Origin of the sequence: Phyllobacterium myrsinacearum (assembly GCF_002980555.1) — a bacterium.
GTDB lineage: Bacteria > Pseudomonadota > Alphaproteobacteria > Rhizobiales > Rhizobiaceae > Phyllobacterium > Phyllobacterium myrsinacearum.
Map to the genome: position 1 here is coordinate 89,767 of NZ_PVBT01000010.1, position 17,125 is coordinate 106,891.

The window sequence follows — 17,125 nt, forward strand, 5'->3', positions numbered from 1 at the left end:
CTGGAGCACACGCATGGTTTTTTCCGTCATTCTGTCGATCATCGCACTGGTTGTAGCGGCCACAGCGCGTCAGCAAGCAACCGCGCTGCGCAAGCAGGTCGAGGAATTGCGGCGGCAGATTGCGGAAGGCACGCAACCGGCACCGGTTGCCGGCGAAACCGTAAAACCGATTCGCCGTTTCCGGGCCGATGAGCCCCTGGCGGAGGCACCGGCACGCGCAGTCCCCCCGGCCGAGCCTGTGGGAACACCGGCACCGGCCATGGCGGCATCAGCACGGCTGGACCCAAAAAAAGTGGCGGAAATCATGTCGGGCAAGCCTTCGGCAATGCCTGTCACCGTCCGCGCTACCCCTGCACCATCCACACCACCAGCGCGGCCAAAGAAATCCTACGGTGATTTCGAGCGGTCGCTTGGCCGCAACTGGCCCGTGTGGATCGGCGGCGTGGCGCTGTTCCTTGGCGGCATCTTCGTCGTCCAGTACTCCATCGAAAACGAACTGCTCGGCCCCGGCATCCGGCTCTGCCTTGGCGCGATTTTCGGCCTGCTGCTTCTGGGCGCGGGTGAATATCTGCGCCGCAAGGAAAAGCCGCTTGGCCTGTCCGTCGCTGGCCCGGATTATATTCCCGGCGTTCTCACCGCTGCGGGATCAGCGGCCCTCTTTGCCGTCGTCTATGCCACCCACGGCATCTATGGCTTCATCGGCAGTTCGACCGCGTTCCTTGCCCTGGGCGCCGTTGGCCTCGCCACCCTCGCCCTTGCCATCAAACACGGTCCGTGGATTGCCGGCCTCGGCCTTATCGGCTCCTACCTGACACCGGCCCTGGTCAATGCGCAGGCACCGGCGCCCTACAGCTTCATGACCTATCTGTCGGTTGTAACCGTCGTGGCCGTTGTCCTCGCCCGGGCAAAGGCGTGGCCGCTGATCGGGGGTGCGGCAATCGTTCTCGCAGCGCTCTGGGGCGCGGCCTATACCGGGTTCGACCCCATGCCGAATGGCGGCGCGCTTGGCCTCCTCACAGCCAGCCTGCTGGCTCTTTCCGTCCTTAGCCATCTCAAGCCGGTGAACTACACCCTGTTCGACCGCACCGGAGAGCCCTGGTACGACCCCATCACCATAGCGGGTGCCGCCGGCGCGGTTTTTCTCGGTCTTGGCTACGTCTCACACGATCTTTTCGGGCTGGCGTCGTCGCGCTATCTGGTTCTGGCGGTACTCATCATTGCGGTATCGGCATTGGCGCCGCTGCTGGTACGCCGGGCCCTGCCCTTCCTGGTTCCGGCCGCCTTCATTGCGCTGGTGCCGCTGACGCGCGTGGACATGCATCAACTGCTGGACGAAAGCTTCGGCAGTTCGGGATTGTCGCTCTACGATCCGGCGAAATATCGCAGCTTCGCCATTGTCACCGCGCTTGCCTTCACCGCCATCGGCGTTCTCGCCGCAACCGTCTTTGCCCGCCTGCCGGATATCATGCGCGGTCTCGCCTACGCGGCGCTCGGAACCGCCGTTCCCCTCGTGATGATCACCATGATGCTCGCCATCTTCGGCAACACGCCGGCTGCGACCGAAGAAATACTCACCATCGGGCTCGCCATCGCCGGTTTTGGCGCCGCGACATGGCTGACGCGCCTGTGGAAGGATGATGTGAAGCCGGCATCCCCGGCCTGGTTGTTTGACGCCGCATCCATCGGCTTTGCCGTCCTTGCGCTTTTCGTGGTGTTCGACCCGCAATGGCGCGTTCTGGCTGCCTGTGTCCTGGCGGTTGTCTATGCCTTTGCCACCCGGACCCGCCCTGCGCCGGTGCTGCGCTTTGCTCCGGCAGTGTTTGCCGTGGTTATCCTCGGGCATATCCTCTTCGATCCGACGATCGTCGGCAGCGACCGTCTGTCGGCCACACCGTTCTTCAACCAGCTCCTGCTCAATTACGGCGGCTTCTTCGCCGCAATGGCTGTTGCGCAGATCGTGCTGGCGAAAGGGATCAGGGACACCGCCTACCGGCTTGCCCAGGCCCTTGCCGTCCTGGCGGGCTTCGTGCTCGTCAATATCCTCGTCCGCCACTGGATGAATGGCGGCACGCTCGACAGCGGCGGCGACGTGACGTTGAACGAGCAATCGCTCTATACACTTATCGCGCTCGGCGGATCATTGTCGCTGATGATGCTGAGCCGGGGCGGCCAGGACTGGCTTTACCGCACCGCCGCGCTCATTGTCGGCTATATCGGCATCCTGGTGGCCGTGACGCAGCATTTCATTTTCCTCAATCCGCTGTTTGACGGCTCGGTTGGCGATGGCCTGATCTTCAACAGCCTGTTCATGGGCTACCTGCTGCCGGGCCTGCTGGCGGCACTCGTCGCGCTCAATGCCTTCGGCGAACCGCAGATAAAGCTGTTCGGCCTGCCGCTGGTCATGGCGCAGGCCAATCGTCCGCGGCACTACGCCATGGCCCTGGCGATCCTGTCCGGCCTCATGCTGTTTACGTGGGTGACGCTCACCATCCGGGTGTTCTTCTGGGGCAGCAGCATTCATCTGTGGAAGGGTGTGGACTCGATGGAAATGTTCACCTACTCGGCCGTCTGGCTGCTGTTCGGCCTTGGCCTCTTCGGATTGGGCGCATGGCGGCAGAACAGGCCGTTGCGCCTGATCTCGGCTCCGATCGTGTTCCTTGTCATCGCCAAGGTCTTCCTGCTCGACATGTCGAACCTTGAAGGCATCCTGCGAGCCCTCTCCTTCATCGGATTGGGTCTGTCGCTGGTTGGCGTCGGCATGTTCTACCAGCGCATTCTCAATACAGGGGCGGCGGCTACGCCGCCCACCAGCGATGAAAATGGTGCACCGGGCCGCGCCCCCGACCCACATTGAGCCCGTCGGCAGCGGCCATGGCTGCCGTCAGATACTCCTTTGCCTCGCCAATCGCCGTCTGCAGATCAAGGCCCTTGGCCAGCCCGCCGGCAATCGCCGCTGCCAGGGTGCAGCCGGTGCCGTGGTCATGGGTGGTGGCAAGCCGCGGCCCGTCAAAGCGCGTGACGGACGTGCCGTCGAACAAAAGGTCGGTACTAAGGCTTGTATGCCCGTGACCGCCCTTGATCAGCACCGCCGCCGGGCCAAGCTTCAGCAACATCTCCGCCTGCATTGCCATCTCCCGTTCGGTTTCCGCCACGCTCGTGCCGGTCAGCAATGCTGCTTCCGGCAAGTTGGGCGTGAGCACGCTGGCCAGCGGCAGGAGCTGCGCGCGCAGCGCCTCCACCGCCTCCGGCTGCAGAAGCGGATCGCCCGACGTTGCCACCATCACCGGGTCAACGACCGCCTGGCGCTGCCAGCGGATCAAGGCCTCCGCAATAGTGCCGATGGTTTCGACCGTGGACACCATGCCGATCTTGATCGCTCCAACGGCGATATCCGAGAGAACGGCATCGATCTGGGCGCGGATGATGCCAGGGCTCAGGTTCTCGATGGCCGTAACGCCCAGCGTGTTCTGTGCAGTGATCGCGGTCAGCACACTCGTGCCATAGACACCGAGCGCCGAGAACGTCTTGATATCGGCCTGGATACCGGCACCACCGCCGCTGTCGGAACCGGCAATGGTCAAGGCAATCGCGGTCATGCGGTTGCCCTCAATGCCTCGTCGACGGCATCGCGAAGCACCTGTGCGGCGGCACGCGGATCGGCCTGACGGAAGATCGCCGAAATCACCGCAACCCCGTCGGCGCCCGCCCGAATAGCCGGGGCGACCCGGACGAGATCAATGCCCGCGATGGCACCAACCGGCAGATCGGGCTTTGCGGCGCGGATCATGGCCGCCAGCCGGGCAAAACCGTCAAAGCCGATCGGACCGTCGGGATTGTGTTTGGCAGGGGTTTCGAACAGGCCGCCCACGCAGGCATAGTCGATGGCAGAGCTTATGGCGGCCTGCGCATCGGCCTCATTCTTCACCGTCAGGCCGATGATCGCATCGGGACCGAGCAGCGTGCGGGCATCGGCGACCAGCATGTCCTCGCGCCCCACATGCACCCCCTCGACCCCCGCCACCAGCGCCACATCGATGCGGTCATTCACGAGCAGGGGAATGCCTGTTCCCGTCAGGGCCGCATGGATGGCACGGGCGCGCTCCACCATCATGCGCGTCGGCGAATTCTTGTCGCGATACTGGATGATCGTCGCGCCGCCGCGCGCAGCCTGCAAAGCCAGCGCACCCAGATCGGCGTCACCGCCGATGGCATCGACGTCGACAATGGCGTTCAGGCGGAAATCTACTTTTGGCATGGTCTTTTTCTCCGAATAAATCGTTTCACTGCAGTTCAACGGCAAGGTCATCCACCTTGGGGACGGATTTGATCAGCCCCGCCTCGTGCATGAACACGCCGAGCCGCTCGTAGCGGCTGCGGTCGAGGGCGGCGGGACGCTTGGCAAAACGCGGCAATGTATCGGTCCAGGCCTGCCGGTTGAGCGCATTGTCGAGATCGGGATAGGCCTTGATGAACAGCGACCAGGACTCATCGGGATGGTTGGTCAGGTAGATCGCCCCCTTTTCCACGGCGCCGATGAAACGTTTCAAACGGTCGTCTTTCGCCAGGTCGGGATGCGTCAGGAAGATCAGCTCGTCATAGACGGGAACACCATGCTCCTCGGGAAAGAATGCCGTTCCCTTGTGGCCTTCCTGCGCCATCTGTGTCAGCTCGAAATTGCGATAGCCGCCCACGGTAGCGTCCACCTGATTTGCGATCAGCGATGCCGACAGGGCGAAGTTGACATTGATCAGCTCGACATCCCCAGCCTTCAGGCCTTCGGATTTCAGCATGGCGCCAAGCATGGCATCTTCAAAACCAGCCACGGAAAACCCGACTTTCTTGCCCTTCAGGTCCTTCAGGCTCTTGATCGGACCATCGGCGAGGACCGTCACCGTGTTGAGCGGTGTTTCCACCAGAGTACCGAAGCGCACCAGCGGCAGGCCTTCATCATGGCTGAGATAAAGGTTGGGCTGGTAGCCTATGGCGACATCCGCCTGCCTGGCTGCAACAAGGCGCGGCGGCGCGGCCGGATCGGCCGGCGGGATCAGATCCACGTCCAGTCCCGCTGCGCTGAAGAAGCCCTTTTCACGGGCGACGACCAGCGGCGCATGGTCGGGATTGACGAACCATTCCAATAGGACGGACAGCTTGTCTGCGGCGGCGGCTGGGGATGCGAGGAGCGACAAGGCGGCCAGGAGGATGATGGCGGGGGTAAACGCGCGGCGGCGAAACATGGATATTCCTTTATCAACGGGACGGGAAAACGGGGTGGTCATGATGCCTGTACCCACGGCGTGAGACGTGCAGCGAAGGCATCAACGAGAAAACGCAGAACGATGGTCAGAACGGCGAGGATGATGAGGGCGGCAAACAGCGTATCGGCCTGCATGCGGGCATTGGCCTGCAGCATGACAAAGCCCAGTCCGCGCGAGGCACCGACCCATTCGCCGATCACCGCGCCAATGGGGGCAAAGACCGCCGCGACACGCAGGCCTGAACCGAGACCGGGCAAGGCGCTGGGCACGCGGATGAGGAACAGCGTGGCCAGCGGCGTTGCCTGCGTCAGGGCCGCGGCATCCAGCAGGTCCTGACTGGTCCGGCGCAGCGCATCGGCAAAGGACGAGGCGACGGGGAAGAAGATGACCAGGCTGGCCATGACAACCTTCGATGCGAGGCCGAAGCCGAACCAGAGAACCAGAAGCGGCGCAATGGCGAAGACCGGGAGCGCCTGCAGGACCAGCAGAAGCGGCCAGACGATCTGGCCAAAGCCCGGCAGGCCGGCCACCAGAAGCGCAACGAGAATACCGGCCATGACGCCAAAGAACAGCCCGAGCACGATCTCCAGCAAGGTGATGGCGGCGTTGGTCAGAAGATAATGGTGCTGTTCGGCGAGGGCGGCAATGACCGAGCCGGGACCGGGCAGGATGAAGCGCGGCGGCTGCAGCGCCCAGACCACAAGCTGCCAGCACGCGAGCACGGCCAGCAGGGCACCGGCGATGCGGACAAGCATGCGCATGACGGGCCGTCACAAACGGGATGATTGGCGGTTCAGCGAAAACGGCATCTGCAGGACTCCATCAAACGTGTGGAGATCCGGATATGTGCGAAGACAAGGCAGAGTGCGTGAAGAATGCTCAATTCCCGTTCCTACGCCGGCATAACCCGGATCAGGTTCAAGGGTCCAGCTCGACGCTATCTCAGCACTGTACAGTGCCCCCCTCGGAATGAAGTCATGATGGAGCGGCGGGGGCGCAAAGTCAATCGCGCCGCTTGAGGATTGCCGGCATTAGTTGGTCAATCGGACATTCTCGCCATCGACAGCTTTGCAGGTAGTGACAACAGTATAGAAAAAGTCCTGCTGATCCCAACCACCACCATCTTCCCAAGCATGCTGATGGGTGCCGGTGCAGCTGAGAATATCAAGGATTTTTGGTATCTGGTTGGCGGGCAGCTGTTTTCCATCAACAAACAGATACTGTGCCTGCTTGTCGTTGTTGGTTTTCAACGTCAAATCATAATTCACCTGGCTGTTATCAACGACACATTTCACATATCTGTCGTTTACGTTCGGGTTTCTATAGCCAAGAGCACATCCGTCATTTTTGACGTCCATTTTCAGATAAAGACCGTCATATCCATCGAGATTGATTGTTGTCATCTGACTTTTAGTTGGAACGGTACTACCTGTGCCGCGCCCGTTCGCTCCCTTATGATCATAAGGATTGTAGACAACCGTTCCCAATGCTTTTTCCGTACCATTCCGCACCCCGACAATGGTCACACGTTTGAAATACCAGCCATAGACATCACCAACGGTGATCGATGCGCTGCTTGGTTTGAGCGGCGCAAAGGCAGAGGAGGTAACGCCAATCTGAACTTTATTCTGGTTCAGCAAATGCATAAATGCAGTGTTCGTCTGCCCTCCCAGATCAACAGTGACTTTCTGATCCTTTGCGCTGAAATTGATACTAACCGCGCTGGCCTTGTCGCCAAGATTGGCCCGCAAAAAGGCCCGCGCCCTGTCTTCGGCAGCCTGTGCATTGCCGCCAGTGAAGATGGAGGCACCGGCTAGTGCCGCCGAATCCGCAGCATTCTGCAGATTGGCTCTTTCATTTGAGGCCATCGTATAATCAACGGCAAGACCGGTTATGCCCAGAAGCGGGACCAGCAGCAGACCGAACGTCATTGCCGTGGCGCCACGCTTGTCTTTCAGGAATTGTTTGAAGTTTCTCATAGCCCGCTCCGGTTGTTGAGCGGACCATGAAGGCCATGCCGTAAATGCCTGCTTAGCAAAATCGTTCAGATTGTCTCAATCTGCGATAAGTCGTGCGCCATGGTAAAAATCCCATAAAGCACGGCTTAGGCGGCAGGCGTGCCCGGCCGCACGAATCCCTCGCTGGCGACGAGCAGATTGCGCGTATAGGCCTGTGTCACCTTGCGGGCGGCAAGATCCGCGGCGGAAAGGCGTTCCACCTCGGCGCCATTCTGCATGACCATCAGCCGGTCGCACATGTGGGTGACCACCGCCAGATCGTGGCTGACCATCAGGAAGGTCAGCTTGCGGTCGCGGCGTATCTGTTCCAGCAGGTTCAACACTTCGGCCTGCACGGAGGCATCGAGCGCCGATGTCGGTTCGTCAAGCAGCAGGATCGACGGTTCCAGGATCAATGCCCGGGCGATGGCGACACGCTGGCGCTGGCCGCCGGACAGCTGATGCGAATAACGGAAGCGGAAGCTGGAGCCGAGCCCCACCTCATCGAGCGCGCGCAGAATGCGCTTTTCGATGTCGGCAAATCCGTGGACTGCCAATGGTTCGAGCAGCAGCCGGTCGACGGTCTGGCGCGGATGCAGCGAGCCATAGGGGTCCTGGAACACCATCTGCACTTCACGGTAGAACGCCTTGGTGCGCTTCCCGTCCAGCCGCTTGCCGTTCACGCTGATCGAACCGCCGCTGGTCGGCGCAAGCCCGGCAACGGCCCGCAGCAAAGTCGATTTGCCGGAGCCGGACTCACCGACGAGCCCGAAGGATTCACCCGGCATCACGTCGAGGCTGACGCCCCGCAAGGCGCGGAAGCGATCGAACGTGACTTCAAGCTTGTCGACGACAAGCGCTTTGACGGGAGATGTTGTCATGCTGCCCACTCCGGCTTGCGGTCGAGAACAGGCAGAGGATGGGTATCGGCACCAATTTTCGGCATACAGTTCAGAAGCCCCTGCGTATAGGGATGTTTGGCATTGTGCAGATCCTTGGCGGCGATCTCCTCGACGATCCGGCCGGCATACATGACGATGACCCGGTCGCAGAACGACGAGACCAGCCGCAGATCGTGCGAAATGAAGATCAACCCCATGCCGCGGTCCCGCACCAGATTGTCGAGAATGGCGAGAACATCCAGCTGGACGGTCACGTCGAGTGCCGATGTCGGTTCATCGGCGATCAAGAGTTCCGGGCCGGTGACCAGCATCATGGCAATCATGGCACGCTGTCCCATGCCGCCCGATACCTCGTGCGGATGCAGATCGAAGACGCGCTCGGGGTCACGGATCTGCACGGCGGCCAGCATGTCGAGCGCGCGCTTGCGCGCCTCGGATTTGCTGACCTTTTCATGGGTGCGCAGCGTTTCGACAATCTGCCGCCCGATGCTCATGACCGGATTGAGCGAATATTTCGGGTCCTGCAAAATCATGGCGATACGGTTGCCGCGCAGCGACCGCCGTTCGGCAGCCGAAACATGCAGAAGATCGATCCCGTCAAAATTCAGCGTCTCGGCGGTGATTTTCGCATGCGGCGGCGTCAGCCCCATGATGGCACGCCCGGTCTGGGACTTGCCCGAACCGGATTCGCCGACAATGCCGAGACGTTCGCGGCCGAGCGTGAACGATACGCCGCGCACGGCATCGACCACCCCTGTCCGCGTCGGAAACTGGACCCGCAGGTCCTTGACCGTCAAAAGCGTGCTCATTGGTTGTTGCCTCGCGGATCAAGCGCATCGCGCAGGCCATCGCCCAACAGATTGAAGCCAAGGCTGACAATCAGGATGGCAAAGCCCGGTGCTGCGGCAACCCACCACTGATCCATGATGAAACGGCGGCCCGACGCAATCATCGCCCCCCATTCCGGCAATGGCGGCTGAGCGCCGAGACCAAGAAAGCCAAGACCCGCGGCAATCAGGATAATACCGGCCATATCCAACGTCACACGGACAATCAGCGAGGACAGGCAGAGTGGCATGATGTGCCGCAGGACGATGCGGACCGGCGAGGCCCCCATCAGGCGGACGGCGGCAATATAGTCGGAATTGCGAATCGTCAGTGTTTCGGCCCGCGCGATACGCGCATAGGGTGGCCAGGACGTCACCGCGATGGCAAAGACCGCATTTTCGATGCCAGGCCCCAGGGCTGCGACGAGCGCAAGTGCAAGAATAAGCTTTGGGAAGGCCAGAAAAATATCGGTGAGGCGCATGAGGATGGAATCGACCCAGCCTCCCGCATAACCCGCAGCGGTGCCGACGATCAGGCCAATGGGCGCTGCGATGATCGCTACGAGGATCACGACATAGAGCGTGAGGCGCGAGCCATAGATCAGGCGTGAGAGAATATCGCGGCCCTGATCATCGGTGCCGAGCCAATAATCACCACCGGGTGGCAACAGGCGCGCATTGCGCAGGTCGCCGATAACGGGTGAATGTGGTGCAAGAACATTGGCCAATGCTGCAACCACCAGCAGGGCGACGATAATGGCAAGGCCGGCAAGCGCCAGCCGGTTGCTGGCGAAGCGCCCCCACACCAGATAGGCGCGGCCAAGCCTTGCCTGCAGGCGCGATTGCGGACGGTCACTCATCAGCCACTCGCGGCGTGACAAGGGTGGAGGCGGTGTATGGATCGTCTGGCTCATCGTGCGCGCGTCCGTGGGTCAAGCGCCTGATACAGAAGATCAGACAGGAGATTGATGGCAATGAACACCGCGCCAATGATGATGGTGCCGCCAAGCACAGCGTTCATGTCGGCATTCTGCAGGGAATTGGTGATGTAGAGGCCAAGCCCCGGCCACGAGAAGACGGTTTCGGTCAGGACTGAACCTTCGAGCAAATTGGCATAGGACAGGGCAATGACCGTCACCAGTGGCACGGCGGCGTTGCGCAGGGCATGGGCCCAGATGATGCGGGTTTCCGACAGGCCCTTGGCACGGGCAGCAACGATATATTCCTGCTCCAGTTCATTGAGCATGAAACTGCGGGTCATGCGGCTGATATAGGCAAGCGAGAAATAACCAAGCAGCGACGCGGGCAGGATAATGAACGAGAAGATGTTCCAGAAGGCATCCCAATTGCCCTGCAGCACCGCATCAAGCAGATAAAAGCCGGTGATGGGGGTAAAGGTGTATTCATAGATGACGTCGATGCGGCCCGGCCCCGAAGTCCAGCCAAGCTTGGCGTAAAAGACCAGCAACGCCAGCAATCCGAGCCAGAAGATTGGCATGGAATAGCCAATAAGGCCGATAAGACGCACGATCTGGTCGATCAGGCTGCCGCGTTTGACGGCGGCAAGGACCCCAAGCGGTACACCAAAAAGGGTGCCGATGAGCGTGCCGAACGTGGCAAGCTCCATGGTGGCCGGAAACACCCGGCGAATATCGGTCATGACCGGATTGGAGGTCAAAACCGAACTGCCGAAATTGCCCTGCAACGCGCCTTTCACATAGATGAAAAACTGCTCATAGAGCGGCAGGTTCAGGCCATATTCCTCGCGTACGCGCTCAACCACATGGGCAGGGGCACGGTCGCCGACGATCGCCAGGGCGGGATCGATGGGAATGACCCGTCCGATAAAGAAGGTCACGGCGAGAAGGCCGAGGAACGTGATCGCGCCGATCAGCACGAAGCGGCCAATAGCAATGGCAAGGCTGGAGGCCCAGGCGCCTGAACGCCTGGCCTCCAGTTGTGTTTCTGTGGTCGTCATAATTTCAGCCTTGGGCGCTTGCCCTGATCATTTCGATACGGTGAAAACGTAGTTGGTATCGAAAGATGGTCCGAGCTTGAAACCCTTGAGATTCGAGCGGATACCGGCAACTTCCGTCTGCTGGAACAGGAGTACGAACGGGCTGGTTGCCAGAACCTTCTTCTGCAGATCCTGATAGGTCTGGGCGCGCTTGGCCGTGTCGCGCTCCAGCAGGGCCGACTTGGTTTCCTTGGTCAGATCCGGCACATCCCAGGCATTGCGCCATGCGAGTGTCTTGTTGGTGCCGGTATCGGCATTATCCGGATTGCTGGTGAAGGTTTCCGCATTGGAGTTCGGATCCCAGTAATCCACGCCCCACTGACCGATATAGATATCGTGGGTGCGGGCGCGGTACTTGGTCAGCGTCTGCTTGCCGTCGCCGGGGATGATCTCCAGCTTCACGCCGCCCTGGGCAAAGGTCTGCTGCACGGATTCGGCAATACCGGTGACCGGCTGGCCGTTGCGCACATCCATGGTCACCGAGAAGCCGTCCTTCAGGCCCGCCTTGGCCAGAAGTTCCTTGGCCTTGGCCACGTTGAGGGAATAGGGCTTTTCGTCCAGCTCGCCCAGGATGCCCTTCGGCAGGAAGGTCTGGTGGATTTCGCCGATGCCCTTGATCAGCTTCTCGCCGATGGCGTCATAATCGACGAGGTATTTCAGCGCTTCGCGCACTTCTGGCTTGGCCAGGTTGGCGTTCTTCTGGTTGAGGCTGAAATAATAGATCGTGCCCTTGGCTGCGCTGGTCGTCTTGATGTCGCTGTTCTTGACCACCTGTTCGAGATCGTTGGGCTCCAGATTGCGGGCGACGTCAATATCGCCCTTTTCCAGGAGCAGACGCTGCGTGGCGCTTTCCTTGACATGGCGGTAGATCACGCGGTTGAGCGGTGCCTTGGTGCCGTAGTAATTGTCGTTGCGCTCCAGAACCAGGATTTCGTTGGCGCGCCAGTCGCGGATCTTCATCGGGCCGGAACCGGCATAATTGGTCTTCATCCAGGCATTGCCGTAGTCATTGTCGACCACATGCTGCGAGACCAGTTTCTTGTCGACGACGGATGCAACCGTCGATGTCAGGCAGTTGAGCACGAAGCTCGGCGCATAGGGCTGGTCGACGGTGAAGACGAAGGTGTTCGGGTCGGTCGCCTTGGCCTTTTCCGTGACATTGTCCGGCTTCAGGCCGAACTGGGTGAGGATGAAGGCTGGGCTCTTGTCGATCTTGATGGCGCGCTCGAACGAATAGGCGACATCATCGGCCGTCAGCGGATTGCCGGAGGCAAATTTCAGGCCCGGCTTCAGCTTGAACGTATAGGTCAGGCCATCGTCGGAAACCGTCCAGCTCTCGGCAACGTCCGGAATGATCTTCGAGGGGTCATTGATGTCGAGGCGCACCAGTTTGTCATAGGTATTGCCGTTGATCTCGCCCATGGTGAGCTCGAAGGCTTCGCCCGGATCAAGCGTAATCACGTCATCGATGGCGAAGGCTTCGACCAGCGTATCGGCTGGCGTTCCCGCCCATGCGGGCACACCGGATATCACGAGCGCGGAGAGCGCCGCACTTCCGACAAGCAGCCGGAACTTTGCATTTAACTGGTTGATCAACATAGTAGTCACCCCTGTTTTTTGTATTGTTTCAGTTCGTTTCATGCCAGGCGGACCGCAGGACGCGCATCCAGTTTCCGTAGCAAATCTTTGCAAGATCCTCGTTTGAATATCCAGCATCTTCCAGCGCTTTGACAAGCGCCTGATTGCCTGCCGCGTCAGTGATTTCGCTGGGGATTTTAGCACCATCGAAATCCGAGCCAAGGGCCACGCAGTCAATTCCCATGCGATTGACCATATAGTCGATGTGGCGGACCATATCGCTGAGCGGCGTGTCGGCATTCTCGCGGGCGTCCGGACGCAGCATCGCAACCGCATAGTTGAGGCCAACCAGCCCCTTGCGCTCGCGAATGGCATCGAACTGCTTGTCGGTCAGATTGCGCGCGACCGGCGTGAGCGCATGAACATTGGAATGGCTGGCAACCAGCGGCTGATCGCTGATCCGCGCGACATCCCAGAAACCCTTTTCGGTGATATGGGCGAGATCCACGAGAATGCCGAGCCGGTCGCATGCCCTGACCAGATCCCCGCCCGCAGCCGTCAGGCCAGGACCGGTATCCGGGTCGGCGGGATAGGCGAAGGGAACGCCGTGGCCGAAAACATTGTTGCGGCTCCAGACTGGTCCGAGCGAGCGCAGCCCTGCCGCATAGAAAACCTCAAGTGCCGCCAGATCCGGCCCGATCGCCTCGCAGCCCTCGATGTGCAGAACCGCGGCGAACAGGTCCCTGGCCATCGACTCCTCGATATCGGCGGTGGAACAGCACAGTTTCCATCCGCCCGCCTGTTCCAGACGCAGCGCAATCGACGCCATTTCCAAGGAGATGTCGAGGGATGGTGCCCGTTCAAGCGGCGCAGCGAGCGGGGTAAAATAATGCCCCTTGGCGTCGGGCGCCTTGAAGGCAAGATCGCCTGACGGAACATAGATGGCGCACAGGCCGCCAATAAGTCCGCCCTTCAGCGCACGACTTTTGTCGATGTGGCCCGATGTGGTGCCTTCGATGAATTCGCGAACCGGGTCGGCGCCGTCTTTTGAATGTTTCCACAACCGGTAAAGCACATCGTTGTGACCATCAAAGACAGGCTGCATTTCAATTCCCACTCAGGTTACCCGACAAGGCACACCCACCGATAAATCGTTTCATCAACGTCCGGTGCCGCGCGCTTCTTCTTCGACAAAAGATCATGTCACGGAGGAACAGGCAAGATAGGAATTGTACAAAAGTATAATAGCAACCCCATTTGTGCCGAGCCACCTGTGTGGATGGATTGCAACCTGTGGATCGTGGCTGCGGATTGCCAAACTTGCTACCCATACGAAGGTGAAATATCGCCGGAGCGTTGGCATGATTGACAATATCGGCGCCAAACTGATCTACCGGCACAAGAGCATATTCCCCGAAGGCTCCATCATGGAGATGATCATCTGGTTCGTTCCCATACCGGTCAAAGGAAGCGTGCACCCTTACAAATACAGGCTCTTCTGGGGCCGGCGGATTGTCGGATATGACAATGAGAGAGGAAAAGGCGATCACTGCCATCTCGATGGGCGGGAATATCCGTATCGCTTCATCTCCGTCGAGACGTTGATCGCCGATTTTTATTCGGAAATTGACAGGAGAATAGCCAAATGAGACGGGCAGCGATCCAGATATGCAGCGATACGAAAGCCGTCATGCGTGATGCTGCCGAGGAATTTACCAATACCTGGAACAAGGGGAGCGCCGATCCGGTTGCGACATTCACCTTCAGTTCCCCGGCCCAGCTGTTTTCAATCATCACGCCCAAACGTTGGGAACTGATCGAGCATTTGCAAAAGATTGGCCCGTCCAGCATTCGCGGTCTTGCCCGCTCGCTCCAGCGCGATGTGAAGCGGGTTCATGACGATGTAACGGCCTTGATCCATTGGGGTCTTGTCGAACGTACCGAGGATGCAAAGGTTTGCGTGCCGTTCGACATCATTCACGCCGATTTCGATCTGCGGGCGGTAGCCTGACGGCAACGCCCGCAGCCGGGATTATGTCCGGGATCAAACGTCCAGATTGGCAACGCTCAGCGCATTGTCCTGAATGAACTCGCGGCGCGGCTCCACATCATCGCCCATCAGCCTTGAAAACAGGCTGTCGGCATCCGTGGCGTCATTGACCTTGACCTGCAGCAGCGAACGCGCATTGGGATCAAGCGTGGTTTCCCACAATTGATCGGCGTTCATTTCGCCCAGTCCCTTGTAACGCTGCAGCGACAGGCCCTTGCGTCCCGTGGCAAAGACCGCCTCAAGCAGGGCAATCGGCCCGGCCAGGGATTCGGACTTTTCCTTGCGGCGCAGGACAGGCGGCTTGCCGTAGACTTCCTGCAGGCGCGGGGAATAGCGGTCGAGCTGGCGCGCATCGGCCGAACCGATCAAGGCCATATCGAGCGTCACGGTTTCCTTCACGCCGCGCAGCGAACGTTCCAGGACATAACCATCAACACCGTCATCCGGGGTTGCGAGCCGGCCGGTCCAGCCCTTTTCCGTCTCTTCGGCAATCAGGTCGAGGCGGGCAGCGACTTCCTTCACCAAAAGCTCAGCGCGCGGCGTATCGGAAATGGCTTCCGGATTGAGCGCTCCGGCGATAGTCGCCTGCTCGACGACAGCGCGGTCATAGCGCGTGTTGAGGCCCAGCAGGAGATGACGGACGGCCAGGGCATCGTTGATGACAGACCGCAAATCGGTGCCGGCCCGCACTTCGCCGCCGGTCAGTTCCAGCGATGCTTCTTCAAGGCCGGAATCAATCAGGAACTCCTCAAAGGCGGCTTCATTCTTGATATATTGCGAGGACTTGCCGCGCGACACCTTATAAAGCGGCGGCTGCGCGATATAGATATGGCCACGCTCGATCAGTTCCGGCATCTGGCGGAAGAAGAACGTCAGCAGCAGCGTGCGAATATGCGCCCCGTCGACGTCGGCGTCGGTCATGATGATGATCTTGTGGTACCGCAGCTTGTCCGGGTTGAACTCGTCCTTGCCGATGCTGGTTCCCAGCGCCAGGATCAGCGTGCCGATCTGGTCGGAGGAGAGCATGCGGTCCAGCTTGACGCGCTCGACATTCAGGATCTTGCCGCGCAGCGGCAGGATGGCCTGGTTCTGGCGCGAGCGCCCGCCCTTGGCCGAACCACCGGCGGAATCGCCCTCGACGATGAAGATTTCCGACTTGGCCGGATCGCGTTCCTGGCAATCGGCAAGCTTGCCGGGCAGCGAGCTGATGCTCAGCGAATTCTTGCGGGTGATGTCACGCGCCTTGCGCGCGGCCTCACGGGCGGAGGCGGCCTGGATGACCTTTTCCACCAGAACCTTGCCTTCGGCGGGATGCTCTTCCAGCCAGCTCGACAAGGCTTCGTTGACGAGACTTTCGACAACAGCGCGCACTTCCGATGAAACGAGCTTGTCCTTGGTCTGCGACGAGAATTTCGGGTCCGGTACCTTGACCGAGAGAACGGCCGTCAGACCTTCGCGGCAATCGTCGCCGGTCAGCGATACCTTTGCCTTCTTCGCCTGCCCGGTGTTTTCGGCATAGCCGGTCATCTGGCGCGTCAGCGCACCACGGAAACCGGCCAGATGCGTCCCGCCATCGCGCTGCGGAATGTTGTTGGTGAAGCACAGAACATTTTCGTGATAGCTGTCATTCCACCACATGGCGACTTCCACCGTGGTGTCATCGCGTTCGCCGCGAATGTAAATCGGTTCGCTGACCAGTTCCTTTTTGGTGCGATCGAGATATTTGACGTAGGCGGTCAACCCGCCTTCGTAAAACAGCTCAAGCTCGACGGGATCGGCGTGGCGGCGGTCAGCCAGAAGGATGCGGACACCCGAGTTCAGAAACGCGAGCTCGCGCAGACGATGTTCCAGCGTCTTGAAATCGAACTCGACCATGGTGAATGTTTCGGTCGATGGCAGGAACGACACTTCCGTGCCGGTCTCGCCATTGGAATCACCGATTTCCCGCAGCGGAGCATCGGCAACGCCATGGGTGAAACTCATTTCATGGATTTTGCCCTGGCGGCGAATCTTGAGACGCAGCCAGACAGACAGGGCGTTGACCACGGAAACACCCACGCCATGCAGACCGCCTGACACCTTGTAGGAGTTCTGATCGAACTTACCGCCGGCGTGCAGCTGGGTCATGATGACCTCGGCCGCGGAGACGCCTTCCTCGTGCATATCCGTGGGAATCCCGCGCCCGTTGTCGGTGACGGTGCAGGAACCATCGGGATTGAGCGTGACGGTGACGCGGGTCGCATGACCGGCAAGCGCCTCGTCAATGGCGTTGTCGACGACTTCATAGACCATGTGGTGCAAGCCGGAGCCGTCGTCCGTATCGCCGATATACATACCCGGGCGCTTGCGGACAGCATCCAACCCCTTGAGAACCTTGATAGAATCTGCACCATATTCCGGTGAGGTTCCGGTCGTCATCTCAGGTGTATCACTCATATAAATTCAATCTTTTCTTGGCGCCGTGAACTGGCGTGAAGGACCCGGGCGAATCATGCCCGG

General features: G+C 60.1%; 15 protein-coding genes and 1 riboswitch. Of the genes, 3 read left to right on the forward strand and 12 right to left on the reverse strand.

Features of this window, described 5'->3' with window-relative positions; translation table 11 throughout:
- Positions 1-13: 13 nt before the first annotated feature.
- Positions 14-2,854 carry a DUF2339 domain-containing protein gene (locus tag C5750_RS24970; protein WP_105737924.1) on the forward strand — a complete coding sequence of 947 codons (2,841 nt, stop codon included), beginning with the start codon at positions 14-16 and terminating at the stop codon, positions 2,852-2,854.
- Here the strand turns inward: C5750_RS24970 and thiD are convergent.
- The 11 genes from thiD to C5750_RS25025 all read right to left on the reverse strand — a co-directional run bounded on the left by thiD (position 2,796) and on the right by C5750_RS25025 (position 13,681).
- Positions 2,796-3,596, reverse strand: coding sequence for a bifunctional hydroxymethylpyrimidine kinase/phosphomethylpyrimidine kinase (thiD, locus tag C5750_RS24975; RefSeq protein ID WP_105737926.1), 801 nt, complete (start codon positions 3,594-3,596; stop codon positions 2,796-2,798). The two genes, C5750_RS24970 and thiD, sit on opposite strands and share 59 nt — an antisense overlap.
- Positions 3,593-4,255 (reverse strand): thiamine phosphate synthase, encoded by a 663-nt coding sequence (gene thiE, locus C5750_RS24980; protein WP_105737928.1) that lies wholly within the window; start codon positions 4,253-4,255, stop codon positions 3,593-3,595. Before thiE ends, thiD begins: the two co-directional genes overlap by 4 nt.
- A 25-nt stretch (positions 4,256-4,280) precedes the next feature.
- A complete protein-coding gene (locus C5750_RS24985; RefSeq protein WP_105737930.1) occupies positions 4,281-5,234 on the reverse strand; it encodes an ABC transporter substrate-binding protein in 954 nt (317 codons plus the stop codon).
- Positions 5,235-5,272: 38 nt separating this feature from the next.
- Complete coding sequence (locus C5750_RS24990; protein ID WP_245421248.1) at positions 5,273-6,016, reverse strand: ABC transporter permease; 744 nt, start codon at positions 6,014-6,016, stop codon at positions 5,273-5,275.
- 111 nt (positions 6,017-6,127) lie between these two features.
- Positions 6,128-6,230: riboswitch (TPP riboswitch) on the reverse strand.
- Between the two features lie 56 nt (positions 6,231-6,286).
- Positions 6,287-7,234 (reverse strand): TadE/TadG family type IV pilus assembly protein, encoded by a 948-nt coding sequence (locus C5750_RS24995; RefSeq protein WP_105737932.1) that lies wholly within the window; start codon positions 7,232-7,234, stop codon positions 6,287-6,289.
- Positions 7,235-7,359: 125 nt separating this feature from the next.
- Positions 7,360-8,133 (reverse strand): ABC transporter ATP-binding protein, encoded by a 774-nt coding sequence (locus C5750_RS25000; protein ID WP_105737934.1) that lies wholly within the window; start codon positions 8,131-8,133, stop codon positions 7,360-7,362.
- Positions 8,130-8,963, reverse strand: coding sequence for an ABC transporter ATP-binding protein (locus C5750_RS25005; RefSeq protein ID WP_105737936.1), 834 nt, complete (start codon positions 8,961-8,963; stop codon positions 8,130-8,132). Before C5750_RS25005 ends, C5750_RS25000 begins: the two co-directional genes overlap by 4 nt.
- Positions 8,960-9,895, reverse strand: coding sequence for a nickel transporter permease (gene nikC / locus C5750_RS25010; protein WP_105737938.1), 936 nt, complete (start codon positions 9,893-9,895; stop codon positions 8,960-8,962). Before nikC ends, C5750_RS25005 begins: the two co-directional genes overlap by 4 nt.
- Entirely contained in the window at positions 9,892-10,959 is a 1,068-nt protein-coding gene (locus C5750_RS25015) for an ABC transporter permease (protein WP_105737940.1), read from the reverse strand. The genes nikC and C5750_RS25015 overlap by 4 nt, the downstream gene beginning before the upstream one ends.
- A gap of 27 nt (positions 10,960-10,986) precedes the next feature.
- Positions 10,987-12,597 (reverse strand): ABC transporter substrate-binding protein, encoded by a 1,611-nt coding sequence (locus tag C5750_RS25020; RefSeq protein WP_105737942.1) that lies wholly within the window; start codon positions 12,595-12,597, stop codon positions 10,987-10,989.
- Between the two features lie 28 nt (positions 12,598-12,625).
- Positions 12,626-13,681 carry a dipeptidase gene (locus C5750_RS25025; RefSeq protein ID WP_105737944.1) on the reverse strand — a complete coding sequence of 352 codons (1,056 nt, stop codon included), beginning with the start codon at positions 13,679-13,681 and terminating at the stop codon, positions 12,626-12,628.
- 256 nt (positions 13,682-13,937) lie between these two features.
- On the opposite strand from C5750_RS25025, the gene C5750_RS25030 reads away from it, so the two are divergent.
- Both C5750_RS25030 and C5750_RS25035 read left to right on the forward strand, forming a co-directional pair.
- Positions 13,938-14,225 (forward strand): toxin-antitoxin system TumE family protein, encoded by a 288-nt coding sequence (locus tag C5750_RS25030; protein WP_105737946.1) that lies wholly within the window; start codon positions 13,938-13,940, stop codon positions 14,223-14,225.
- Positions 14,222-14,587: an HVO_A0114 family putative DNA-binding protein gene (locus C5750_RS25035; protein ID WP_105737948.1), complete on the forward strand. Its 366-nt coding sequence runs from the start codon at positions 14,222-14,224 to the stop codon at positions 14,585-14,587. Before C5750_RS25030 ends, C5750_RS25035 begins: the two co-directional genes overlap by 4 nt.
- 33 nt (positions 14,588-14,620) lie before the next feature.
- On the opposite strand, the gene gyrB is transcribed toward C5750_RS25035, so the two are convergent.
- Positions 14,621-17,062 (reverse strand): DNA topoisomerase (ATP-hydrolyzing) subunit B, encoded by a 2,442-nt coding sequence (gene gyrB, locus C5750_RS25040; protein WP_105737950.1) that lies wholly within the window; start codon positions 17,060-17,062, stop codon positions 14,621-14,623.
- Between the last annotated feature and the right edge of the window lie 63 nt (positions 17,063-17,125).

Bases quoted from the DNA above. Each gene is read 5' to 3' on its own strand.
- C5750_RS24970 (WP_105737924.1), top strand. From the start codon at position 14: ATGGTTTTTTCCGTCATTCTGTCGATCATCGCACTGGTTGTAGCGGCC.
- thiD (WP_105737926.1), bottom strand. From the start codon at position 3,596: ATGACCGCGATTGCCTTGACCATTGCCGGTTCCGACAGCGGCGGTGGT.
- thiE (WP_105737928.1), bottom strand. From the start codon at position 4,255: ATGCCAAAAGTAGATTTCCGCCTGAACGCCATTGTCGACGTCGATGCC.
- C5750_RS24985 (WP_105737930.1), bottom strand. From the start codon at position 5,234: ATGTTTCGCCGCCGCGCGTTTACCCCCGCCATCATCCTCCTGGCCGCC.
- C5750_RS24990 (WP_245421248.1), bottom strand. From the start codon at position 6,016: ATGCGCATGCTTGTCCGCATCGCCGGTGCCCTGCTGGCCGTGCTCGCG.
- C5750_RS24995 (WP_105737932.1), bottom strand. From the start codon at position 7,234: ATGAGAAACTTCAAACAATTCCTGAAAGACAAGCGTGGCGCCACGGCA.
- C5750_RS25000 (WP_105737934.1), bottom strand. From the start codon at position 8,133: ATGACAACATCTCCCGTCAAAGCGCTTGTCGTCGACAAGCTTGAAGTC.
- C5750_RS25005 (WP_105737936.1), bottom strand. From the start codon at position 8,963: ATGAGCACGCTTTTGACGGTCAAGGACCTGCGGGTCCAGTTTCCGACG.
- nikC (WP_105737938.1), bottom strand. From the start codon at position 9,895: ATGAGCCAGACGATCCATACACCGCCTCCACCCTTGTCACGCCGCGAG.
- C5750_RS25015 (WP_105737940.1), bottom strand. From the start codon at position 10,959: ATGACGACCACAGAAACACAACTGGAGGCCAGGCGTTCAGGCGCCTGG.
- C5750_RS25020 (WP_105737942.1), bottom strand. From the start codon at position 12,597: ATGTTGATCAACCAGTTAAATGCAAAGTTCCGGCTGCTTGTCGGAAGT.
- C5750_RS25025 (WP_105737944.1), bottom strand. From the start codon at position 13,681: ATGCAGCCTGTCTTTGATGGTCACAACGATGTGCTTTACCGGTTGTGG.
- C5750_RS25030 (WP_105737946.1), top strand. From the start codon at position 13,938: ATGATTGACAATATCGGCGCCAAACTGATCTACCGGCACAAGAGCATA.
- C5750_RS25035 (WP_105737948.1), top strand. From the start codon at position 14,222: ATGAGACGGGCAGCGATCCAGATATGCAGCGATACGAAAGCCGTCATG.
- gyrB (WP_105737950.1), bottom strand. From the start codon at position 17,062: ATGAGTGATACACCTGAGATGACGACCGGAACCTCACCGGAATATGGT.